Origin of the sequence: Acetobacter pasteurianus subsp. pasteurianus LMG 1262 = NBRC 106471 (assembly GCF_000285275.1) — a bacterium.
Taxonomy (GTDB): domain Bacteria; phylum Pseudomonadota; class Alphaproteobacteria; order Acetobacterales; family Acetobacteraceae; genus Acetobacter; species Acetobacter pasteurianus.
In genome coordinates this window covers 204,377-224,889 of record NZ_CADO01000139.1, presented here as the reverse complement: position 1 = coordinate 224,889, position 20,513 = coordinate 204,377, and the positions used below count along the sequence as shown (strand labels likewise).

26 protein-coding genes are annotated in these 20,513 nt (G+C 53.8%); all 26 read right to left on the bottom strand.

Annotated features, from left to right (window positions below; all coding sequences use genetic code 11):
• Positions 1-2: 2 nt before the first annotated feature.
• On the bottom strand, positions 3-491 hold the full coding sequence (gene rplO / locus APA10_RS13000; RefSeq protein ID WP_003628216.1) for a 50S ribosomal protein L15: 489 nt from the start codon (positions 489-491) through the stop codon (positions 3-5).
• 1 nt (position 492) lies between these two features.
• Positions 493-678: a 50S ribosomal protein L30 gene (gene rpmD / locus APA10_RS12995; RefSeq protein WP_003622738.1), complete on the bottom strand. Its 186-nt coding sequence runs from the start codon at positions 676-678 to the stop codon at positions 493-495.
• Positions 671-1,246 (bottom strand): 30S ribosomal protein S5, encoded by a 576-nt coding sequence (rpsE, locus tag APA10_RS12990; RefSeq protein ID WP_003622736.1) that lies wholly within the window; start codon positions 1,244-1,246, stop codon positions 671-673. The genes rpmD and rpsE overlap by 8 nt, the downstream gene beginning before the upstream one ends.
• A 15-nt stretch (positions 1,247-1,261) precedes the next feature.
• Positions 1,262-1,624 carry a 50S ribosomal protein L18 gene (gene rplR / locus APA10_RS12985; RefSeq protein WP_003622734.1) on the bottom strand — a complete coding sequence of 121 codons (363 nt, stop codon included), beginning with the start codon at positions 1,622-1,624 and terminating at the stop codon, positions 1,262-1,264.
• Positions 1,624-2,157, bottom strand: coding sequence for a 50S ribosomal protein L6 (gene rplF / locus APA10_RS12980; protein WP_003622732.1), 534 nt, complete (start codon positions 2,155-2,157; stop codon positions 1,624-1,626). Before rplF ends, rplR begins: the two co-directional genes overlap by 1 nt.
• Positions 2,158-2,167: 10 nt before the next feature.
• Positions 2,168-2,566, bottom strand: a complete 399-nt coding sequence (gene rpsH, locus APA10_RS12975; RefSeq protein ID WP_003622730.1) for a 30S ribosomal protein S8 — start codon at positions 2,564-2,566, stop codon at positions 2,168-2,170.
• A 9-nt stretch (positions 2,567-2,575) separates the two neighbouring features.
• Entirely contained in the window at positions 2,576-2,881 is a 306-nt protein-coding gene (gene rpsN / locus APA10_RS12970) for a 30S ribosomal protein S14 (RefSeq protein ID WP_003622728.1), read from the bottom strand.
• Between the two features lie 79 nt (positions 2,882-2,960).
• The gene (gene rplE, locus APA10_RS12965; protein ID WP_003622727.1) at positions 2,961-3,530 is read right to left on the bottom strand and encodes a 50S ribosomal protein L5; all 570 of its coding nucleotides are present in this window, start codon (positions 3,528-3,530) and stop codon (positions 2,961-2,963) included.
• Positions 3,531-3,540: 10 nt separating this feature from the next.
• A complete protein-coding gene (gene rplX, locus APA10_RS12960; protein ID WP_003622726.1) occupies positions 3,541-3,861 on the bottom strand; it encodes a 50S ribosomal protein L24 in 321 nt (106 codons plus the stop codon).
• Positions 3,861-4,229, bottom strand: coding sequence for a 50S ribosomal protein L14 (gene rplN, locus APA10_RS12955; protein WP_012812770.1), 369 nt, complete (start codon positions 4,227-4,229; stop codon positions 3,861-3,863). The genes rplX and rplN overlap by 1 nt, the downstream gene beginning before the upstream one ends.
• A gap of 18 nt (positions 4,230-4,247) precedes the next feature.
• Entirely contained in the window at positions 4,248-4,517 is a 270-nt protein-coding gene (gene rpsQ, locus APA10_RS12950) for a 30S ribosomal protein S17 (protein ID WP_006116046.1), read from the bottom strand.
• Between the two features lie 13 nt (positions 4,518-4,530).
• Positions 4,531-4,767: a 50S ribosomal protein L29 gene (gene rpmC, locus APA10_RS12945; RefSeq protein ID WP_003622719.1), complete on the bottom strand. Its 237-nt coding sequence runs from the start codon at positions 4,765-4,767 to the stop codon at positions 4,531-4,533.
• A gap of 1 nt (position 4,768) precedes the next feature.
• The gene (rplP, locus tag APA10_RS12940; RefSeq protein ID WP_003622718.1) at positions 4,769-5,185 is read right to left on the bottom strand and encodes a 50S ribosomal protein L16; all 417 of its coding nucleotides are present in this window, start codon (positions 5,183-5,185) and stop codon (positions 4,769-4,771) included.
• Positions 5,186-5,203: 18 nt separating this feature from the next.
• Entirely contained in the window at positions 5,204-5,881 is a 678-nt protein-coding gene (gene rpsC, locus APA10_RS12935; RefSeq protein ID WP_003622715.1) for a 30S ribosomal protein S3, read from the bottom strand.
• A 3-nt stretch (positions 5,882-5,884) separates the two neighbouring features.
• Positions 5,885-6,295, bottom strand: coding sequence for a 50S ribosomal protein L22 (gene rplV / locus APA10_RS12930; protein WP_003622713.1), 411 nt, complete (start codon positions 6,293-6,295; stop codon positions 5,885-5,887).
• A 6-nt stretch (positions 6,296-6,301) separates the two neighbouring features.
• Entirely contained in the window at positions 6,302-6,580 is a 279-nt protein-coding gene (rpsS, locus tag APA10_RS12925) for a 30S ribosomal protein S19 (protein ID WP_012812769.1), read from the bottom strand.
• 13 nt (positions 6,581-6,593) lie between these two features.
• Complete coding sequence (gene rplB / locus APA10_RS12920) at positions 6,594-7,424, bottom strand: 50S ribosomal protein L2 (protein WP_003628218.1); 831 nt, start codon at positions 7,422-7,424, stop codon at positions 6,594-6,596.
• Positions 7,425-7,440: 16 nt separating this feature from the next.
• A complete protein-coding gene (locus APA10_RS12915; RefSeq protein ID WP_003622708.1) occupies positions 7,441-7,776 on the bottom strand; it encodes a 50S ribosomal protein L23 in 336 nt (111 codons plus the stop codon).
• Positions 7,773-8,387 carry a 50S ribosomal protein L4 gene (gene rplD, locus APA10_RS12910; RefSeq protein WP_003622706.1) on the bottom strand — a complete coding sequence of 205 codons (615 nt, stop codon included), beginning with the start codon at positions 8,385-8,387 and terminating at the stop codon, positions 7,773-7,775. Before rplD ends, APA10_RS12915 begins: the two co-directional genes overlap by 4 nt.
• A gap of 4 nt (positions 8,388-8,391) precedes the next feature.
• Positions 8,392-9,075, bottom strand: a complete 684-nt coding sequence (gene rplC, locus APA10_RS12905) for a 50S ribosomal protein L3 (protein ID WP_003622704.1) — start codon at positions 9,073-9,075, stop codon at positions 8,392-8,394.
• Between the two features lie 10 nt (positions 9,076-9,085).
• A complete protein-coding gene (gene rpsJ / locus APA10_RS12900; protein ID WP_007282720.1) occupies positions 9,086-9,394 on the bottom strand; it encodes a 30S ribosomal protein S10 in 309 nt (102 codons plus the stop codon).
• Positions 9,395-9,502: 108 nt separating this feature from the next.
• Positions 9,503-10,693: an elongation factor Tu gene (gene tuf / locus APA10_RS12895; RefSeq protein ID WP_003622701.1), complete on the bottom strand. Its 1,191-nt coding sequence runs from the start codon at positions 10,691-10,693 to the stop codon at positions 9,503-9,505.
• Between the two features lie 90 nt (positions 10,694-10,783).
• Positions 10,784-11,260: a 30S ribosomal protein S7 gene (gene rpsG / locus APA10_RS12890; protein ID WP_006116053.1), complete on the bottom strand. Its 477-nt coding sequence runs from the start codon at positions 11,258-11,260 to the stop codon at positions 10,784-10,786.
• A gap of 14 nt (positions 11,261-11,274) precedes the next feature.
• The gene (gene rpsL / locus APA10_RS12885) at positions 11,275-11,646 is read right to left on the bottom strand and encodes a 30S ribosomal protein S12 (RefSeq protein ID WP_003622698.1); all 372 of its coding nucleotides are present in this window, start codon (positions 11,644-11,646) and stop codon (positions 11,275-11,277) included.
• A gap of 339 nt (positions 11,647-11,985) precedes the next feature.
• On the bottom strand, positions 11,986-16,161 hold the full coding sequence (gene rpoC / locus APA10_RS12880; protein WP_003628220.1) for a DNA-directed RNA polymerase subunit beta': 4,176 nt from the start codon (positions 16,159-16,161) through the stop codon (positions 11,986-11,988).
• 93 nt (positions 16,162-16,254) lie between these two features.
• Positions 16,255-20,427: a DNA-directed RNA polymerase subunit beta gene (gene rpoB, locus APA10_RS12875; RefSeq protein WP_035362067.1), complete on the bottom strand. Its 4,173-nt coding sequence runs from the start codon at positions 20,425-20,427 to the stop codon at positions 16,255-16,257.
• Positions 20,428-20,513 lie beyond the last annotated feature (86 nt).

The window sequence follows — 20,513 nt, the reverse complement described above, 5'->3', positions numbered from 1 at the left end:
CATCAGGAAGCGCTGGCTTCAGCAGCTTTAGGCTGCAGCAGCTTAACGCTACCTCCGGCTTTTTCTACTGCTGCAACAGCAGAAGCTGATGCACTAGAGACTTCAAACGTAACAGCTTTTGTCAGCTCACCTTCGGCCAGAATGCGCACGCCAGCATATTTGCCAGTGCCAACCAGACCAGCTTTTTTCAAAGCTTCTTCAGTAACAGGTGCGCCTGCTGCAAGTTTGCCATCAGCCAAGGCTTTTTCCACCGCGCCAAGGTTTACAGGAGCATAAACCTTGCGGAAGATGTTTTTGAAGCCACGCTTCGGCAGACGACGGTAGATGGGAAGCTGACCACCTTCAAACCCGTTCAGAGAAACCCCTTCACGAGCCTTCTGGCCTTTTACACCCCTACCAGACGTCTTGCCCTTACCAGAACCAATACCGCGCCCAAGACGCTTTTTCCGGTAACGGGAACCTTCGTTATCACGAAGTTCGTTCAGCTTCATTTCAATCCTCCACCTTCACCAGGTGGGCCACTTTGCGTACCATACCCCGGACAGACGGAGTATCTTCCAGAACGCGTTCACGGCCAATCTTGTTCAGACCCAGACCGATCAAAGTTGCCTGCTGCCCAGGCTTACGTCCGTTACCGGACGCAATCTGCACAACCTTAAAGGTTTTTTTATCAGACATCAGCGGCCTCCGCAGCAGCAGCCTGTTCACGCTTACCGAAGATTTCAGCAACCTTCTTACCGCGACGGCTAGCTACAGAACGTGGACTTGCACAACGTGTCAGTGCATCAAAAGTTGCCTTAACCATGTTGTGCGGGTTCCGGGTACCCAGAGACTTCGCAACCACATCGTTAATGCCAAGGCTTTCGAACACAGCACGCATCGGACCACCAGCGATGATCCCCGTCCCTGCTTCGGCTGACCGCAGCACAACCTTACCAGCACCGAAGTGACCAGCAACATCATGATGCAGTGTACGGCCTTCCTTCATCGGGACACGGATCATGCCACGCTTAGCACGCTCCGTAGCCTTACGAATTGCTTCAGGAACTTCGCGTGCCTTACCAGCACCGTAGCCAACACGCCCCTTCTGGTCACCAACAACAACCAGAGCGGCGAAAGCAAACCGACGACCACCCTTAACCACTTTCGCAACGCGATTGATGGTTACCAGTTTGTCGACCAGTTCATCCCCTTCGCGTTCACGCTCACGGCCGCCTCGACCGCCTTCTCTTGGTTCACGAGCCATTCCGTGATCCTTTCCTCAGAAGGAGAGACCGCCCTCACGGGCCGCCTCTGCCAGGGCCTTGACGCGCCCGTGATAAAGATAAGACCCCCTGTCGAACACGACCTGAGATACACCTGCAGCAACGGCGCGCTGTGCAACCAGCTTACCGACAGCGCCAGCGCTTTCCTGCGTGGAACCTTTTTTCAGATCCGCCTGCAGCTCCTTATCCAAGGAGGACGCTGAGGCCAGAGTACGGCCCTGCGCATCGTCGATCACCTGAGCATAAATGTTCTTGCCAGACCGGAAAACAGACAGACGCGGGCGCCCACCTGCCTTGCGGCGCAGCTGAAAACGGAGACGCGCCCGACGGCGGTTCCGCAATTCCTGCTGAGTGCTCATTATTTCTTCTTGCCTTCCTTACGACGAATGGTTTCCGTTTCGTACCGAACACCTTTGCCCTTGTAAGGTTCAGGCTTACGGAAGCTGCGGATATCAAGGGCCACCTGGCCAACCCGCTGCTTATCGATCCCTTCCACCACAATAGCCGTCGGACGCGGCGTAGAAATCTTGATGCCTGCAGGAATCGGATACACAACATCATGGGAGAACCCAAGGTTCATCACCAGATTGGAACCCTGCACAGCTGCACGGTAACCTGTGCCGTTAATTTCCAGAGCTTTGGAAAAACCTTCCGAAACCCCTTTAACAGCCGTTGCGATCAGAGCACGAGTTGTGCCCCACATCATGCGAGCCTGAGCAGCGGTGCCCACTGGCTGCACAACAACCTTACCATCCTGCACATCAACGGAAACATGTGAAGAAAGCGGCAGAGCCAGCTCCCCCAACTTTCCTTTGGCCTTCAGAACACCATCTGCAATAGCGATGGTTACCCCTGCCGGCACTTCAACAGGATACTTGCCTACGCGTGACATTTACCCCTCCTTAGAAAACACGGCAGAGGACTTCACCGCCAACATTGGCAGCACGAGCCTCAACATCGGAAAGAACACCACGCGGCGTGGAAAGGATGGAAACACCCAGACCTGCACAAACGCGAGGAAGTTCCTTAATTTTGGAATATACGCGACGGCCAGGGCGTGAAACGCGCTGAATTTCGCGGATAACCGGCTCACCGTCAGTGTATTTCAGCTCGATATGCAGCTGAGCAATACCCTTACGGACATCTTCACGCTTATAGCCACGAATGTAGCCTTCACGCTGCAGAGCTTCCAGAACACTCACGCGCAACTTGGAAGCCGGAGCAACACAAGCATTGTGACGCGCACGCTGAGCATTACGAATACGGGTGAGCATATCACCCAAAGGATCAGAAAGTGACATCTCGCGCCCTTACCAGCTTGCTTTAACCACGCCCGGAATCTGGCCTTCAGATGCCAGATCACGGAAAGCAATACGGCACAGTTCAAACTTACGGTAGTTACCGCGAGAACGACCTGTCAGCTTGCAACGCAGACGAACCCGCACGCGCGAACCATTGCGCGGCAGTTCAGCCAACTTCAAAGACGCATCAAACCGATCCTCCACGGGAAGAGAACGATCCATAACGATATTTTTGAGAGCTACCCGCTTCTCTTTATCCCGTGCCGCCATGCGCGCGCGCTTTGCGTTACGCAGAATGGCAGAAGTCTTAGCCATACAAATTACCTCCGGAACCCTTCGAAAACCTTCGACGGTTTTCCAAGATCACACATTAAAACACCCAGAAGGGTCTGTATCACCCCAAGAAGGGAAGATCAAACGCCTTAAGCAGGGCCTTGGCTTCTGCATCTGTCTTTGCACTGGTAACAAACACCACGTCCATGCCGCGGATTTCATCTACCTTATCGTATTCGATTTCAGGAAAGATGATCTGTTCTTTCAGACCCAGAGCAAAGTTACCACGACCGTCAAAACCTTTGGTAGCCGGCAGACCGCGGAAATCGCGGATGCGTGGCATAGCAATGGTTACCAGACGATCAAGGAATTCATACATCCGTGCACGGCGCAGAGTGACCTTACAGCCAATCGGCAGACCTTCACGGATCTTGAAGCCCGCGATAGCTTTCTTCGCCACTGTTTTAACAGGCTTCTGACCAGCAATAAGAGCCATTTCTGCAACAGCAGCATCCAGCTTTTTCTGATCGCCAGCAGCTTCACCCACGCCCATGTTCAGGACGATTTTTTCAAGGTGAGGCACCTGCATTTCATTTTTGTAACCAAACTGCTTGCGCAGGTTGGCACGCAGTTCGCTTTCATACCGCTGCTGAAAGCGCGGCAGAGAACGACCTTCCTGTTTCGCACTCATTCGTAGCCCCTCAACCTTCAATAGCTTCGCCGGTCGCCTTAGCGATGCGAACTTTTTTGCCGTTTTCCAGCACTCGGAAGCCAACACGTGTGGGCTTTTTAGAGGCCGGGTCAATCAGCTTCAGGTTAGAAAGGTGAATGGGCGCTTCACGGGTAATAATCCCGCTTTCTTCACCCATGCGGCGCGCACGCTGATGGCGCTTAATCAGCGCCACGCCACGAACAACAGCACGGTTTTCGGAAGGACGAACCTCCAGAACTTCTCCCTGCGTTCCTTTGGAGGAACCGCTGATGACGACAACCGTATCGCCTTTTTTAATACGGGCAGCCATTACAACACCTCCGGCGCAAGAGAGATGATCTTCATGAACTTCTTCGCACGCAATTCACGCACAACCGGCCCAAAAATACGCGTACCAATTGGTTCCTGCTGCTTGTTGATCAGCACGGCTGCGTTTTTATCGAAACGGATAGCGCTACCATCAGGCCGACGGACTGGATAGGAAGTCCGTACAATAACAGCCTGGTGAACGTCGCCCTTCTTCACTTTCCCGCGGGGGATAGCTTCTTTGACGGAAACGACGATCACGTCGCCGACCGAGGCGGACTTCCGCTTGGAGCCGCCCAGCACCTTGATGCACTGCACCTGACGTGCGCCGGAATTATCGGCTACGTCAAGGTTGGTCTCGGGATGGATCATAACCTAAATATCCTTACGTTAGGCCGATGCACCGGCTTCCGCACCAACGACTTCGCCGTTGCGGGAAATCACAGTCCACGTCTTGCGGCGTGAAATAGGCGGACATTCAACAATCCGCACGGAGTCACCAACCTTGCAGATATTTTCTTCATCATGCGCCGCATATTTTTTAGAGCGACGAATGAATTTCTTATAGAGCGGATGCATGACGCGACGATCAACAAGAACCGTAATGGTTTTGTCCATCTTATCGCTGGTCACACGCCCGGTCAGGACGCGCCTTGGCATCGGCTAACTCTCCTCAGGCATTGGCAGCAGATGTTTTTGCACCTGCTGCAGTCTTTGCATTTTGCACTGCAATCGTCTTGATTCGTGCAATCTCACGACGCACCGCACGCATACGGCTCTGCGCTTCAGTCTGACCCGTGGCCTGCTGGAAACGCAGATTAAGCTGCTCACGCTTCAATTCAACCAGACGAGCTTCGAGCTCGTCTGGAGTCTTGGCGCGCAAATCGGCTGGCTTAGTTGCCTTTACCATCTCACGCATCTCCAATTCGGGTCACAAACTTGGTCTTGATCGGCAGTTTTGCTGCACCCAGAGCCAACGCTTCACGCGCCAGTTCAGGGGGCACACCTTCGATCTCGAACAGAATGCGACCTGGCTTCACACGGGCCACCCAGAATTCGGGGGAACCCTTACCGGAGCCCATACGCACTTCTGCAGGTTTTGTCGAGACCGGAAGGTCAGGAAAAATACGAATCCAGACGCGACCTGCACGTTTCATGGCACGTGTGATAGCCCGACGGGAGGCTTCAATCTGGCGTGCCGTAATACGTTCCGGCTGAAGAGCCTTCAGTCCAAACGTACCGAAGTTCAACGTGGTGCCACTTTTAGCAAGGCCGTGGATACGGCCTTTGTGGGCTTTACGGAATTTTGTCCGCTTCGGGGAAAGCATGTTGTTTTATCCCTCTCCTCAGCGCTGAGGAGCCTGTTCGGCCGCCCGGCGATCCTGAGCCATCGGATCATGAGCAAGAATTTCGCCCTTGAAGATCCAGACTTTTACACCGCAAGTGCCATAGGTGGTCTTTGCTGTGGCTGTGCCATAATCGATATCAGCACGCAGGGTGTGCAGAGGCACACGACCTTCACGATACCATTCGATACGTGCGATTTCCGCACCGCCAAGACGACCAGAGCAGTTAATACGAATGCCCTGTGCGCCCAGACGCATTGCAGACTGCACGGCACGCTTCATTGCACGACGGAAAGCAACGCGGCGTTCCAGCTGCTGAGCAATGTTTTCTGCAACCAATGTTGCATCGATTTCCGGCTTGCGGATTTCAACAATGTTCAGCGCAACTTCCGTGCCAGCCATACGTGTCAGCTCTTTACGGAGCGCATCGATGTCCTGGCCCTTCTTACCAATCACAACACCCGGACGGGCAGCATAAATGGTAACGCGGGGCTTTTTAGCCGGACGTTCGATAACGACACGAGACACACCAGCGCCAACCAGCTTGCGGCGCAGGAATGCACGCAGCTTCAGATCTTCATGAAGCAGCTTTGAATAGTCGGAATCGGCATACCACCGGCTATCCCACGTGCGGTTGATACCGAGCCGCAGCCCGATTGGATTGACTTTATGTCCCATACCTCAGGCCGCCTTCTGTTCGGAAGAAGCTGCTTCAGGCTCAGCAGCCCGTTCAGCTACAACAATCTTCAGGTGACTGAAAAACTTTTCAACGCGAGCAGAACGCCCACGGCCACGGGCATGGAAACGCCGCATGACAATGGATTTTCCAACTTCAGCTGTTTTCACCACCAGCTGGTCAACGTCCAGCTGGTGATTGTTTTCAGCGTTAGCGATTGCGCTTTCCAGCGTCTTTTTCACTTCCTGAGCGATACGGCGCTTAGAGAACGTCAACGTTGCAACAGCCTGAGAAGCAGGCTTGTTGCGGATCAGGCCGGCCACAAGGTTCAGCTTGCGGGGGCTAACCCGGATGTTGCGCGTAACTGCCTGCGCTTCTGTTTCCGCGAGTGTGCGCGGATGCTTCGGCTTGCTCATCTCTGCTTAGCCCCGCTTAGACTTCTTGTCAGCGCCATGCCCGTGGAATGTACGGGTAGGGGAAAATTCGCCGAACTTATGTCCGACCATGTTTTCCGTAACCTGTACGGGCAGGAACTTCTGACCGTTATAAACACCGAACGTCAGACCGACGAACTGCGGAAGAATTGTAGAACGACGAGACCAGATCTTGATCACTTCGTTACGACCCGACGCGCGGGATACCTCAGCTTTATTCAGCAGATACCCGTCGACGAACGGGCCTTTCCAGACGGAACGTGCCATCTTCTATTGCCCCTTACTTGCCGGTCTTTCGACGACGGATAATCAGACTGTCCGTCCGCTTGTTGACCCGAGTTTTATACCCTTTGGTTGGCTTGCCCCACGGCGTAACCGGATGACGGCCACCAGACGTACGGCCTTCACCACCACCATGTGGGTGATCAACAGGGTTCATCACCACGCCACGGTTGTGAGGACGACGACCCAACCAACGGGAACGCCCTGCCTTACCCATGTGCTGGTTCATGTTATCCGGGTTGGACACGGCACCAACAGTAGCCATGCACTCACCACGAACAACACGCAGCTCACCAGACTGCAGCTTGATCTGGGCGTAGCCGGAATCCTTACCAACGAGCTGGGCATATGTGCCAGCAGAACGTGCCAGCTTACCGCCTGCACCCTGCTTCAGCTCAATGTTATGGATGATCGTTCCCACCGGGATGGAAGCCAGCGGCATAGCATTACCAGGCTTAATATCCACGCGTGCACCGGCGATGACATTGTCACCAACCTTCAGACGCTGCGGAGCCAGGATATATGCAAGCTCACCATCTTCGTACTTCACCAGCGCAATAAACGCGGTGCGGTTCGGATCATATTCCAGACGTTCCACCGTACCCAGAACATCAAACTTACGACGTTTGAAGTCTACATAACGGTAAGACTGCTTATGACCACCCCCACGGAAACGGGAAGTGATACGACCGTTATTATTACGGCCGCCTGTCTTGTTTTTACCTTCGGTCAACTGTTTGACCGGCTTACCTTTCCAAAGGTCAGCACGATCAACCAGCACCGTACCACGCAAGCTTGGCGTGACAGGATTAAAGTGCTTCAGAGCCATGAATTTCTACCTTCGGTCACGCCAGCTTGGCGGTAAGATCAATGGACTGACCTTCCGCAAGCTGAACGAACGCCTTCTTCACGTCAGAACGCTGCCCAACACGCCCTTTAAAGCGCTTGGTTTTCCCCTTCTGAACCAAGGTGTTGACACCAACAACCTTGACCCCGAACAGCGTTTCCACCGCAACCTTGATTTCAGGCTTCGTAGCGGACATTGCCACTTTGAAAACAACCTGGTTCTTTTCAGAAAGCGCCGTAGCTTTTTCCGTGATCACAGGTGTACGCACGATATCGTACATTGCTTCACGGGAAAGACGCTCGGCTTTCTTGCGAATGGCAAGAATATTCGTCATGCCAGGCGCTCCTTCAGTCCTTCAAGGCCGGCCTGCGTAATAGCAAGCACCTCGTGGTTCAGAATGTCGTAAACATTCGCACCAATGGTCGGCAGAATGTCGATCTTGGGCAGGTTACGGGCGGCACGACCGAAGTTCTCATCCACGGCTGCATCCACGATCAGTGCAGATGTCCAACCCAGAGACTTCAGCTTCTTTGCCAGTTCGCTGGTTTTATCAACGCCAGAAGCAGACTGCAGCACGATCAGCTTGCCGTCTTTTGCCTTCTGAGAAAGCGCAGAGATCAGACCAAGGCGACGCACTTTTTTCGGCAGATCGTAACCGTGGTCACGCACAACCGGGCCATGCACTGCCCCACCGGTACGATACTGCGGCGCACGCAATGAACCCTGACGGGCGCTGCCTGTGCCTTTCTGGCGATACGGCTTTTTGGTGGTGCCGGACACTTCGCCCATGCCCTTCACCTTGTGTGTGCCGGCGCGGCGTTTTGCCAGCTGCCAGTGCACAACACGAGCCATGATATCTGCACGCGGTGCTACGGCGAAAATTTCGTCCGGAAGCGTTGCAGAACCAGCGCTGCTGTTGTCTAGCGTCTTGATTTCGATTTCCATGACCTCAGCCCTCCGCCTTCACGAGGCCGGCCGGATAAGGCGCGTCACCATGGCGGGCTTTTTTAATGGCGTCACGGATCAGAACAACACCGTTCTTCGCTCCTGGCACGGAGCCACGAACCATGATCAGATTCTTTTCCGGATCGACCGCTGCGATTTCCAGATTCAAGGTGGTCACGCGTTCATCACCGAGATGACCAGCCATCTTCTTGTTCTTAAAGGTCTTGCCGGGATCCTGGCGATTACCGGTCGAACCATGCGAACGGTGCGAAATGGACACACCATGCGTGGCTTCAAGACCAGCAAAATTCCAGCGCTTCATTGCGCCAGCAAATCCCTTACCTTTGCTCACACCCGTAACGTCAACCTTCTGGCCGACTACAAAGTGAGAAGCTGAAAGGGTAGCACCAACCTCAAGAGCGGCATCATCAGCCACACGAAATTCGCGAAGCGCCTGCTTGGGCTCCACCTTCGTGCGAGCAAAATGCCCACGATTCGGCTTGGTTACGTTTTTCACCTTGGCTTTACCCATACCCAGCTGAACAGCTACGTAGCCGTCCCGTTCCTGGTTACGGACATCAACCACCTGCACATCATCAACATGCAGGACGGTAACAGGCACATGCGTGCCATCTTCCTTGAACAGTCGGGACATGCCCAACTTCTTTGCGATCAATCCGGTGCGCATCGTCTGGACCTTAGAGTTTGATCTCGACATCAACGCCAGCGGCGAGGTCGAGCTTCATGAGAGCGTCCACGGTCTGCGGAGTGGGCTCAACAATGTCGAGCAGACGGCGATGAGTTCGAATTTCGAACTGCTCGCGGCTCTTTTTATCAACGTGAGGAGAACGGTTAACCGTAAACCGTTCGATATGCGTAGGCAGCGGGATAGGACCCCGAACCCGCGCACCCGTACGCTTCGCCGTATTCACGATCTCTTTCGTGCTGTTGTCCAGCACCCGATGATCGTACGCTTTCAGGCGAATGCGGATGTTCTGGTTGTCCATTTGTTTTTTAGTCCAACACTTTACCTATCCGGGGAATCCCGGCCGCCAAGTAAGACCCCGACCAAAATGAATCGGTCGGGGCCACTTAGGCTCAATATCCTCTATCGATTACTCGATAATGGAGGAAACAACGCCAGCACCAACCGTGCGGCCACCTTCGCGAATAGCGAAACGCAGACCTTCGTCCATGGCGATCGGAGCAATCAGCTCGACTTCCATAGCGCAGTTGTCGCCCGGCATCACCATTTCGGTGCCTTCTGGCAGGTGCACAACACCCGTCACGTCAGTCGTACGGAAGTAGAACTGCGGACGATAGTTGGTGAAGAATGGTGTATGACGACCACCTTCTTCCTTCGTCAGGATGTAAGCTTCTGCCTTGAACTTCTTATGCGGCGTGATGGAGCCTGGCTTTGCCAGAACCTGACCACGTTCCACATCTTCACGCTTCGTGCCACGCAGCAGAGCACCGATGTTGTCACCAGCCTCACCGCGATCAAGCAGCTTACGGAACATTTCAACGCCGGTTACGGTTGTCTTCGTCGTCGGCTTCAGACCAACGATTTCGATTTCGTCACCAACATTGATCACGCCGCGTTCAACACGACCCGTTACCACGGTGCCACGACCAGAGATGGAGAACACATCTTCGATCGGCATCAGGAACGGACGGTCAACCGGACGTTCCGGCTGCGGGATGTAGGAGTCAACTGCGTCCATCAGATCGCGAACGCGGTTTTCACCGATTTCCGGATCACCATCTTCCAGAGTTACCAGAGCGGAACCCTTGATGATCGGCACATCGTCGCCAGGGAACTGATAGGAAGACAGAAGTTCACGAACTTCCATTTCAACCAGTTCAAGCAGTTCCGGATCGTCAACCTGGTCAACCTTGTTCAGGAAGACAACCAGAGCAGGCACACCAACCTGACGAGCAAGCAGGATGTGTTCACGGGTCTGCGGCATCGGGCCGTCAGCTGCGGACACAACCAGAATTGCGCCGTCCATCTGCGCTGCACCCGTGATCATGTTCTTCACGTAGTCAGCATGTCCGGGGCAGTCAACGTGCGCATAGTGACGGTTGTCGGTTTCATATTCCACGTGTGCTGTGGAAATGGTGATACCGCGAGCGCGTTCTTCCGGAGCAGCGTCGATCTGATCATACGCCTTGAATTCAGCGCCACCCTTCTTTGCAAGCGTCTTGGTGATCGCTGCCGTCAGAGAGGTCTTGCCATGGTCAACGTGACCAATGGTGCCGATGTTGCAGTGCGGTTTATTCCGCTCAAATTTAGCCTTAGCCATTTTTTACTCCATGCCCCAAAAACTATTCGGGATGCAGTTGTTATAAGCCCTGCAAACTCACTGCAAGAGGAAATGCAGCAGCTTCTTTCATTACCAGCGATAGTGGCTGAATGCTTTGTTAGCTTCCGCCATACGGTGGGTATCTTCCCGCTTCTTCACTGCTGCGCCACGATTGTTGACGGCATCCAGAAGCTCATTGGAAAGCCGATCCTGCATGGTGTTTTCGCCACGCTTGCGCGCAGCATCAATCACCCAACGGATCGCCAACGCCTGACGGCGGTCTGCGCGAACTTCAACCGGCACCTGGTAGGTTGCCCCACCAACACGGCGAGAACGCACTTCAACAGCCGGCTTTACGTTGTCCAGCGCACTGTGGAACAGAACCACTGCATCCGCACCGTTACCGCTACGACGCACCATGGCATCCAGCGCACCGTATACGATTCTTTCTGCAGCAGACTTCTTACCATCGTACATCAGCGCATTCATGAAACGCGTGACAACGATATCTCCGAATTTCGGATCGGGAAGGATCTCGCGCTTTACTGCGCGATGACGGCGACTCATACCTGTTCTTCCTCTTATTTCGGACGCTTGGCGCCATACAGCGAACGACGCTGACGCCGCTTGGCAATACCCTGCGTATCCAGAACACCACGAAGGATGTGATAACGCACACCCGGCAAATCCTTCACACGACCGCCGCGGATCAGCACAACACTATGTTCCTGAAGGTTATGACCTTCACCCGGAATATAGCTGACCACCTCATAGCCGTTCGTCAGACGCACCTTAGCGACTTTACGCAGTGCGGAGTTCGGCTTTTTTGGCGTCGTAGTATAAACGCGGGTGCAAACACCGCGCTTTTGGGGGCATCCTTGCAGCGCGGGCACCTTGTTGCGCTTGACCGCAGGCTTGCGCCCCTTGGCAATGAGCTGGTTGATGGTCGGCATGCGCCTTTCCCGATCCTTACACAGTTCGGCCGGCCGCCATTATTTCTGACTGCCGACTTTCATTAAAAAAGATCCCATCAGGCATGTGCCTGTATGGGGCTATGTTGGCATCCGGCCCCGCTTCCACCCCGGAAGCCAACCGCATGCTAGACTCACACAGAAAACCTAATTGCTCTTTCTATCCACAGGGATATCCAGAGCTGAGGGCTGCTACCTAACCCTCCCCCCGTCGGGAGTCAAGTTTTACCCTGCGATTCTTAAAGATATTGCGTACGCTGTACATGAAAAAAGGACCAGGGTTTCCCCTGATCCTTCCTTCATGAAGCATATTTGCAACGTTTATTCGGCCGCAGAACGCCCAACACGCTGACGATCCTGCTCTGCCGCAATGGCCCGCAGACGCTTCATAACACTGCCTGTGCCTGCCGGGATCAGACGCCCAACAATCACGTTTTCCTTCAAGCCCATCAACTTATCCACTTTCCCTGCCGTAGCAGCTTCTGTGAGCACGCGTGTGGTTTCCTGGAACGATGCAGCAGAGATGAAGGACTGTGTCTGCAGAGAGGCCTTGGTGATACCCTGCAGCACCGGCATACCTTGAGCTGGCCGTTCACCCGCCTTGAGGCACTTGGCATTTTCAGCCTCGAACTCAATACGGTCAACGGTTTCACCAATCAGGTACGTCGTGTCACCCGGCTCCAGAATTTCGACCTTCTGAAGCATCTGACGCACGATCACTTCAATATGCTTATCGTTAATCTTCACACCCTGAAGACGATACACATCCTGAATTTCGTTGATCAGGTAATCAGACAGAGCCTCAACACCCATCACCTTTAGGATATCGTGGGGCACCCGTGGACCATCGACCAGCGGATCACCTTTTTCCACAAAGTCACCTTCCTGAACGGAAATGTGCTTGCCTTTCGGGATCAGGTATTCCTGTTCCTCGCCCGTTTCATCGTTTTTCACGATAACACGGCGCTTGGACTTGTAGTCCTTCCCGAACTCAACGCGACCTTCCATTTCCGCGATAATAGCGTGATCCTTAGGCCGACGTGCTTCAAACAGTTCAGCAACGCGCGGCAGACCACCCGTAATATCACGGGTTTTGGACCCTTCACGTGGCAGACGGGCCAGAACGTCACCGGCATTCACTTCCGTGCCGTTTTCAACAGACAGAAGCGTTTCGGGAGAGAGGAAGTAACGGGCATCTGCACCGTTATCCAACTTCACCACATCGCCGTTGGCATCTTTAAGCTGCAGACGTGGGCGCAGATCCACACCCTTACCTGCCTGCTTATAGTCAACCACCACTTTGGATGTCAGGCCTGTTACTTCGTCCATACGCTCAACAAGCGTAATAGAGTCAATCAGATCTAGGTATTCAACCTTACCGGCTTTTTCCGTGATAATCGGAAGGGTGTACGGATCCCACTCAGCCAGCTTCTGACCGCGTGCAACCTTTGCACCCTCTTCTGTCAGCAAGCGTGCACCATACGGCACACGGTAACGGGCTTTTTCGACCCCGTTTTCATCAGACAGAAGGATTTCACAGTTACGCGCCATCACGATCGGCACGTTCTGACTGTTATGCACAACGTTGCGGTTACGGATCACAACATGTCCATCACGAGAGGCCTCGATCATGGACTGTTCCGCACCACGCTGTGCCGCACCACCAATATGGAAGGTACGCATTGTCAGCTGCGTGCCGGGCTCACCAATGGACTGAGCAGCAATAACACCCACAGCTTCACCGATGTTTACTGGCGTGCCGCGTGCAAGATCACGCCCATAGCAGCGACCGCAGACACCAACGCGGCTATCACAGGTCAGCACAGAACGAATATGAACCGTTTCCACGCCGGATTTTTCAATCCGCTCTGCATCAGCTTCATCAATCAGATGATTGCGCGGCACAATAACTTCACCGGTGCCCGGAACCACCACATCAGAAGCAACAGTACGCCCAAGGATACGTTCGGACAGAGAAGCCACAACTTCCCCACCGTCCATAACTGCACGCACCGTCAGACCGCGTTCACTACCACAATCTTCTTCAATAATGATGCTGTCCTGCGCCACGTCCACCAGACGACGGGTAAGATACCCGGAGTTAGCGGTTTTAAGCGCGGTATCGGCCAGCCCCTTACGTGCACCATGGGTAGAGGTGAAGTAATCGAGAACCGACAGGCCTTCTTTAAAGTTGGCAATAATCGGCTGTTCAATAATTTCACCAGATGGCTTGGCCATCAGACCACGCATACCGGCCAGCTGCTTCATCTGAGCCGGCGACCCACGAGCCCCGGAGTGGCTCATCATCCACACGGAGTTGATCTGCTTGCCAACTTCCTGACGGGAAATCTCTTTGGTCATGGCCGCCTGCACTTCATCCGTGCAACGTGACCATGCGTCCACCACCTTGTTGTAGCGTTCGCCAGCCGTGATCAGACCATCCTGATACTGCTGTTCAAACTCTTTCACTTCGGCAGCCGTACGATCAACCAGTTCTTTCTTTTCGGGTGGGATGATCATGTCATCCTTACCGAAGGAAATCCCAGCCTTAGCAGCGTGACGGAAACCCAGAGCCATCAGACGGTCACAGAAGATAACGGCTTCTTTCTGACCACAGTGACGGTACACCGTATCAATAACGTCAGACACAGCCTTTTTGGTGAGCTGACGGTTGATAAGGGAGAACGGCACAGCTTCATGCTGCGGCAGGATCTGCGCAATCAGCACACGACCAGGCGTGGTCACAGCTGTTTCGTAGGTGACCTTGCCATCTGCACCGATCTTCTGGAAGCGCGCACGAATTTTATCATGCAGCTTCAGTGCGCCAGCACTCAGCGCATATTCCACTTCACCGATGGAAGAGAAAGACGGCGCACCTTCTTTGGTCAGAGCACCTGTTGTCTCGTCATACTCACAACGATCCGGCGTAACCTTGAATTCAGGTGTTTCGAGGCTGAGGTAATACAGCCCCAGAACGATATCCTGAGAAGGCACAATAATCGGCTTACCGTTTGCCGGGCTGAGGATGTTGTTGGTGGACATCATCAGCACGCGTGCCTCAAGCTGAGCTTCAAGGCTCAGCGGCACGTGGACGGCCATCTGGTCACCGTCAAAGTCTGCGTTAAACGCGGTGCAGACCAATGGGTGCAGCTGAATAGCCTTACCTTCAACCAGTACCGGTTCAAACGCCTGAATGCCCAAACGGTGCAGCGTAGGCGCACGGTTAAGCATAACTGGGTGTTCGCGGATAACTTCTTCAAGAATATCCCAAACTTCCGGACGCTCTTTTTCCACCATCCGCTTTGCAGCCTTAATGGTGGTGGCGTGGCCGTATTTTTCCAGCTTGGCGTAAATAAACGGCTTGAACAGTTCCAGAGCCATCTTCTTGGGAAGACCGCACTGGTGCAGCTTAAGTTCTGGGCCCACCACAATAACGGAACGGCCAGAGTAATCGACGCGCTTACCCAGCAGGTTCTGACGGAAACGACCCTGCTTACCTTTAAGCATATCGGACAGGGATTTCAGCGGACGCTTGTTAGCACCCGTGATAGCCCGGCCACGACGCCCGTTATCGAACAGCGCATCCACAGCTTCCTGAAGCATACGCTTTTCGTTACGCACGATAATATCGGGCGCACGCAGCTCCATCAGGCGCTTCAGACGGTTATTACGGTTGATGACGCGACGATACAGATCGTTCAGATCAGACGTTGCAAAACGCCCACCATCCAGCGGCACCAACGGACGCAGATCAGGCGGAATAACCGGAACCAGATCCAGAATCATCCATTCTGGGCGGGAACCGCTTTCTGCAAACGCTTCAATCAGCTTCAGGCGCTTAACAAGCTTTTTGCGCTTAGCTTCTGAAGTTGTTTCCTTAAGTTCCTGGCGCAGCTCTACCTTTTCGGCATCGCAGTCAATGCGCTCCAGAACCTTTTTAATGGCTTCTGCACCAATACCGACTTCAACACCCTCATCGCCATATTCGTCCATGGCATCAAGGTACTGTTCTTCCGTCAGCAAGGAGTACTGCTTCAGCGGAGACGTGCCGGGTTCCAGAACCAGGTAGCTTTCAAAGTAAAGCACCTTTTCCAGATCTTTCAGCGTCATATCAACCATCAGGCCGATACGGCTGGGCAGAGACTTCAGGAACCAGATATGGGCAACGGGGCTGGCAAGCTGAATATGGCCCATGCGTTCACGACGCACCTTGGCCAGCGTAACTTCAACACCGCACTTTTCGCAGATAATACCGCGGAATTTCATCCGCTTGTATTTGCCGCAAAGGCATTCATAGTCCTTGATCGGACCAAAAATACGCGCGCAGAACAGGCCATCCCGTTCTGGCTTGAACGTACGATAGTTGATGGTCTCGGGCTTCTTGATTTCGCCATAAGACCAGGAACGGATTTGTTCGGGCGATGCCAGCTGAATCTTGATCTGATCAAACGTCATCGCCTGGCCGGTCTGGCCAAGAATTTTCATGAGCTCATTCATGTGCCGAAGCCCCCAGCGGGAAACGGGGAGCCGAGGTTTCTACCCCGGCCTCCCCTTTGAAATAAGAACGGATGGTGGTGGCGAAATTCACCGTCACTCGGCCCCCTGCTCCAGTTCTACGTTCAGACCCAGAGACTTCAGCTCTTTGATCAGAACGTTAAAGCTTTCCGGAATACCGGCCTCAAAATCATCCTGCTCACGCACGATGGATTCATAAACTTTGGTTCGGCCAGAAACGTCATCCGACTTCACAGTCAGCATTTCCTGCAGAGTGTAAGCGGCACCGTATGCTTCCAGCGCCCACACTTCCATTTCCCCAAAGCGCTGACCACCAAACTGCGCCTTACCACCCAGAGGCTGCTGTGTAACCAGCGAGTATGGGCCGATAGAGCGTGCATGGATCTTGTCATCAACAAGATGGTGCAGCTTGAGCATGTAGATGTAACCGACCGTTGTTTTACGCTCGAACGGCTCACCTGTGCGCCCATCAATCAGCTGAGACTGACCGGATTTATCAACACCAGCTTTTTCAAGCATGGCTTCAATATCCGGAATGGAGGCACCATCGAACACTGGCGTTGCAATCGGCACGCCCTTGCGCAGGTTATTGGCCAGTTCAACCAGCTCATCATTGCTCATGTTGGCAATGTCTTCGCTGTAAACCTTATCCCCGTACACATCTTTCAGACGGTCCAGCAGTTCCTGACGTTTTTCGCCATTACGCTGGTATTCATCCACCATATCGCCGATGCCACGGCCAATTTTGGCGCAGGCCCAGCCCAAATGCGTTTCCAGAATCTGCCCCACGTTCATACGTGAAGGCACACCCAGTGGGTTCAGCACCAGATCAACAGCTGTGCCGTCTTCCAGGAACGGCATGTCTTCAACTGGAACAACGCGGGAAACCACACCCTTGTTACCATGACGACCAGCCATTTTATCCCCGGGCTGCAGCTTACGCTTAACAGCCACAAAGACCTTGACCATCTTCATCACGCCAGGTGGCAGTTCATCACCACGCTGCAGCTTTTCAACCTTGCTTTCAAAACGTGCCTGAATACGGGCAATAGCCGCATCAAATTCACGCCGCAGGGTTTCAAGCTCGGCCATCACACTGTCAGAAGCGACAACAATCTGGCGCCACGTAGCACGCGGGTGTTCGTCCAGAACAGCATCAGTGATCTCGGTTCCAGAGCGAATGCCCTTGAACCCAGCACCAGCAACCTGCCCCAGCAGTTTTTCACGCAGACGGCTGTAGAAAGAACGTTCCTGAATAGCGCGTTCATCGTCACGGTCTTTAGCCAGACGTTCGATTTCCGCACGCTCAATAGCCATGGCGCGTTCATCTTTGTCCACGCCACGACGAGAGAACACGCGCACATCAACGATTGTACCAGACGTGCCAGGCGGCAGACGCAGAGACGTATCACGCACGTCGGAGGCTTTTTCACCAAAGATGGCACGCAGAAGCTTTTCTTCCGGTGTCATCGGGCTTTCACCCTTTGGCGTCACCTTACCGATCAGAATATCACCCGGATTAACTTCGGCACCTACGTAAACAATGCCGGCTTCATCCAAGTTCCGCAGGGCTTCTTCACCCACATTCGGAATATCACGCGTGATTTCTTCCTGACCCAGCTTGGTATCACGAGCCATAACTTCGAATTCCTCGATATGGATCGAGGTGAAAACGTCATCCTTGGCAATCCGTTCGGAAATCAGGATGGAGTCTTCGAAGTTGTAGCCGTTCCAAGGCATAAACGCGACCAGCACGTTACGGCCCAGAGCCAATTCGCCCAGCTCCGTGGAAGGGCCATCGGCAATAATGTCGCCAGCCCGCACATTGTCACCAACATGCACCAGAGGACGCTGGTTGATACAGGTGGACTGGTTGGAACGGGAATATTTACGCAGACGGTAAATATCCACACCCTGCGTAGAGCCTGTTGCGTTTGTTGCACGCACCACGATACGGGCACCGTCAATCTGGTCAACAATACCATCGCGCTTAGCGACGATTGTTGCACCGGAATCACGCGCCACAGCAGCTTCCATACCTGTACCAACCAGCGGGGCATCGGAACGCACCAGCGGCACAGCCTGACGCTGCATGTTGGAACCCATCAGTGCACGGTTCGCGTCATCGTTTTCCAAGAACGGAATAAGCGCTGCAGCAACAGACACCAACTGCTTGGGAGAAACGTCACACGCTGTAACTTCCGTTGGCGGAACCAGACGGAAATCACCATTACGGCGCACAGAAATCAGATCGCTTGTCAGCGCACCCTGATCATTCACCTTGGCATCAGCCTGCGCAACAACCAGCTTTTCCTCTTCCATAGCGGAGAGGTACTTCCAGCCGTCCTGCAGCACGCCGTCCTTCACCAGACGGTAAGGCGTTTCAATAAAGCCGTATTTGTTCACTTTGGCATAGGTTGCCAGAGAGTTGATCAGACCAATGTTCGGGCCTTCCGGCGTTTCAATTGGGCAGATACGACCGTAATGTGTTGGGTGAACGTCACGCACTTCAAAGCCTGCGCGCTCACGGGTCAAACCGCCCGGGCCAAGCGCTGAGAGACGACGCTTATGCGTGACTTCAGACAGTGGGTTGGTCTGATCCATAAACTGGCTGAGCTGGGAAGACCCGAAGAACTCACGCACAGCAGCGGCGGCTGGTTTTGCGTTGATGAGGTCATGCGGCATGACCGTATCAATGTCCACAGAACCCATGCGTTCACGGATAGCACGTTCCATACGCAGCAGGCCAATGCGGTACTGATTTTCCATCAGCTCACCAACCGAGCGAACACGGCGGTTACCAAGGTTATCAATATCGTCAATCTGGCCGCGACCGTCTTTCAGGTCACACAGCGTTTTAATGGTGCGCAGAATGTCTTCTTTGCGCAGCACGCGCACTGTGTCCGGCACATCCATGTCCAGACGCATATTCATCTTCACACGACCAACGGCGGAAAGATCATAGCGGTCAGGATCAAAGAACAGGCCATTCAGCATGGCTTCGGCTGTTTCAGCCGTTGGCGGCTCACCGGGGCGCATTACGCGGTAGATATCAATCAGCGCTTCATCACGCGTGCTGTTTTTATCTACCGTGAGCGTATCACGGATCCACGGGCCGTTAGCTGCATCAATTGCCAGCAGAGGAAGCTCTGTAATCCCAGCTTCTTCCAGAGCAGCAAGGCGCGCTTCGGTGATTTCTTCACCAGCCTCACCGTAGATTTCGCCAGTCTGCATGTTGACGATATCATGAGCGATGTAACGGCCAAGCAGATCGATTTCACCCACCAGCACTTCACGCGTTTTTTCCGCGATCTTGCGCACCATGCGGGCGGTCAGCTTGGTTTCGGCTTCCGCCACCACTTCACCGGTTTCTGCATCCACCAGCGGTGCCAGCAGCTTGAGACCACGGAAGGAATCCGCATCAAACGGACGCGCCCAGCCCTTAGGTGTTTTTACGAATGTGACAGCGTTATAGAAATAGGCGAGGATTTCATTGGCATCCATCCCCTTGATTTCCATAGAGTCAACATCGCCACCTTCAGCTGCCTTCGCCTTGCGTGCAGCTTCAGATGCTGCACCTTCAAGCGCATACAGCAGCGTGGTAACAGGCAGCTTACGCTTACGGTCAATACGAACGTAAAGCAGATCTTTGGCGTCAAATTCGAAGTCCAGCCAAGAACCACGGTAAGGAATAACGCGTGCGGCAAACAGATACTTGCCGGAAGAATGCGTTTTACCTTTATCATGATCAAAGAACACACCGGGTGAACGGTGCATCTGGCTGACAATAACGCGCTCCGTACCGTTTACGATAAAGGTGCCGTTGTCTGTCATGAGCGGCATATCGCCCATATAAACCGGCTGTTCCTTAATATCGCGAATGGAACGAGACCCCGTATCTTCGTCCACATCCCATACGATCAGGCGCAAAATAACCTTCAGCGGTGCGGCATATGTCAGGCCACGCTGAATGCATTCTTCCACATCATATTTAGGCTCTTCAAATTCGTAACTGACGAATTCCAGACGCCCCCGTCCCGCAAAATCATTGATGGGGAAAACGGAACGGAATACCTCCTGCAAACCTGTTGGAGTACGTGCATCAGGCGATACATTTGCCTGAAGGAATGTCTCGTAAGACGCACGCTGCACGTCAATCAGGTTCGGCATCGGGGCGATTTCGGGAATCCGCCCGAAACTTTTGCGAATCCGCTTCCGTCCTGTGAACGATTTAGTGATTGCGTTCATCGTCGCTCCTGCCCCGCCCATTTATCTCGGACCATCATGCCCGTGGTCACCCCGCGAGCCTGATGGTCCGACCTAATTTTGGTCTC

What these genes read in the sequence shown, in the direction of transcription:
- rplO (WP_003628216.1), bottom strand. Translation starts at nt 491, where the DNA reads ATGAAGCTGAACGAACTTCGTGATAACGAAGGTTCCCGTTACCGGAAA.
- rpmD (WP_003622738.1), bottom strand. Translation starts at nt 678, where the DNA reads ATGTCTGATAAAAAAACCTTTAAGGTTGTGCAGATTGCGTCCGGTAAC.
- rpsE (WP_003622736.1), bottom strand. Translation starts at nt 1,246, where the DNA reads ATGGCTCGTGAACCAAGAGAAGGCGGTCGAGGCGGCCGTGAGCGTGAA.
- rplR (WP_003622734.1), bottom strand. Translation starts at nt 1,624, where the DNA reads ATGAGCACTCAGCAGGAATTGCGGAACCGCCGTCGGGCGCGTCTCCGT.
- rplF (WP_003622732.1), bottom strand. Translation starts at nt 2,157, where the DNA reads ATGTCACGCGTAGGCAAGTATCCTGTTGAAGTGCCGGCAGGGGTAACC.
- rpsH (WP_003622730.1), bottom strand. Translation starts at nt 2,566, where the DNA reads ATGTCACTTTCTGATCCTTTGGGTGATATGCTCACCCGTATTCGTAAT.
- rpsN (WP_003622728.1), bottom strand. Translation starts at nt 2,881, where the DNA reads ATGGCTAAGACTTCTGCCATTCTGCGTAACGCAAAGCGCGCGCGCATG.
- rplE (WP_003622727.1), bottom strand. Translation starts at nt 3,530, where the DNA reads ATGAGTGCGAAACAGGAAGGTCGTTCTCTGCCGCGCTTTCAGCAGCGG.
- rplX (WP_003622726.1), bottom strand. Translation starts at nt 3,861, where the DNA reads ATGGCTGCCCGTATTAAAAAAGGCGATACGGTTGTCGTCATCAGCGGT.
- rplN (WP_012812770.1), bottom strand. Translation starts at nt 4,229, where the DNA reads ATGATCCATCCCGAGACCAACCTTGACGTAGCCGATAATTCCGGCGCA.
- rpsQ (WP_006116046.1), bottom strand. Translation starts at nt 4,517, where the DNA reads ATGCCAAGGCGCGTCCTGACCGGGCGTGTGACCAGCGATAAGATGGAC.
- rpmC (WP_003622719.1), bottom strand. Translation starts at nt 4,767, where the DNA reads ATGGTAAAGGCAACTAAGCCAGCCGATTTGCGCGCCAAGACTCCAGAC.
- rplP (WP_003622718.1), bottom strand. Translation starts at nt 5,185, where the DNA reads ATGCTTTCCCCGAAGCGGACAAAATTCCGTAAAGCCCACAAAGGCCGT.
- rpsC (WP_003622715.1), bottom strand. Translation starts at nt 5,881, where the DNA reads ATGGGACATAAAGTCAATCCAATCGGGCTGCGGCTCGGTATCAACCGC.
- rplV (WP_003622713.1), bottom strand. Translation starts at nt 6,295, where the DNA reads ATGAGCAAGCCGAAGCATCCGCGCACACTCGCGGAAACAGAAGCGCAG.
- rpsS (WP_012812769.1), bottom strand. Translation starts at nt 6,580, where the DNA reads ATGGCACGTTCCGTCTGGAAAGGCCCGTTCGTCGACGGGTATCTGCTG.
- rplB (WP_003628218.1), bottom strand. Translation starts at nt 7,424, where the DNA reads ATGGCTCTGAAGCACTTTAATCCTGTCACGCCAAGCTTGCGTGGTACG.
- APA10_RS12915 (WP_003622708.1), bottom strand. Translation starts at nt 7,776, where the DNA reads ATGACGAATATTCTTGCCATTCGCAAGAAAGCCGAGCGTCTTTCCCGT.
- rplD (WP_003622706.1), bottom strand. Translation starts at nt 8,387, where the DNA reads ATGGAAATCGAAATCAAGACGCTAGACAACAGCAGCGCTGGTTCTGCA.
- rplC (WP_003622704.1), bottom strand. Translation starts at nt 9,075, where the DNA reads ATGCGCACCGGATTGATCGCAAAGAAGTTGGGCATGTCCCGACTGTTC.
- rpsJ (WP_007282720.1), bottom strand. Translation starts at nt 9,394, where the DNA reads ATGGACAACCAGAACATCCGCATTCGCCTGAAAGCGTACGATCATCGG.
- tuf (WP_003622701.1), bottom strand. Translation starts at nt 10,693, where the DNA reads ATGGCTAAGGCTAAATTTGAGCGGAATAAACCGCACTGCAACATCGGC.
- rpsG (WP_006116053.1), bottom strand. Translation starts at nt 11,260, where the DNA reads ATGAGTCGCCGTCATCGCGCAGTAAAGCGCGAGATCCTTCCCGATCCG.
- rpsL (WP_003622698.1), bottom strand. Translation starts at nt 11,646, where the DNA reads ATGCCGACCATCAACCAGCTCATTGCCAAGGGGCGCAAGCCTGCGGTC.
- rpoC (WP_003628220.1), bottom strand. Translation starts at nt 16,161, where the DNA reads ATGAATGAGCTCATGAAAATTCTTGGCCAGACCGGCCAGGCGATGACG.
- rpoB (WP_035362067.1), bottom strand. Translation starts at nt 20,427, where the DNA reads ATGAACGCAATCACTAAATCGTTCACAGGACGGAAGCGGATTCGCAAA.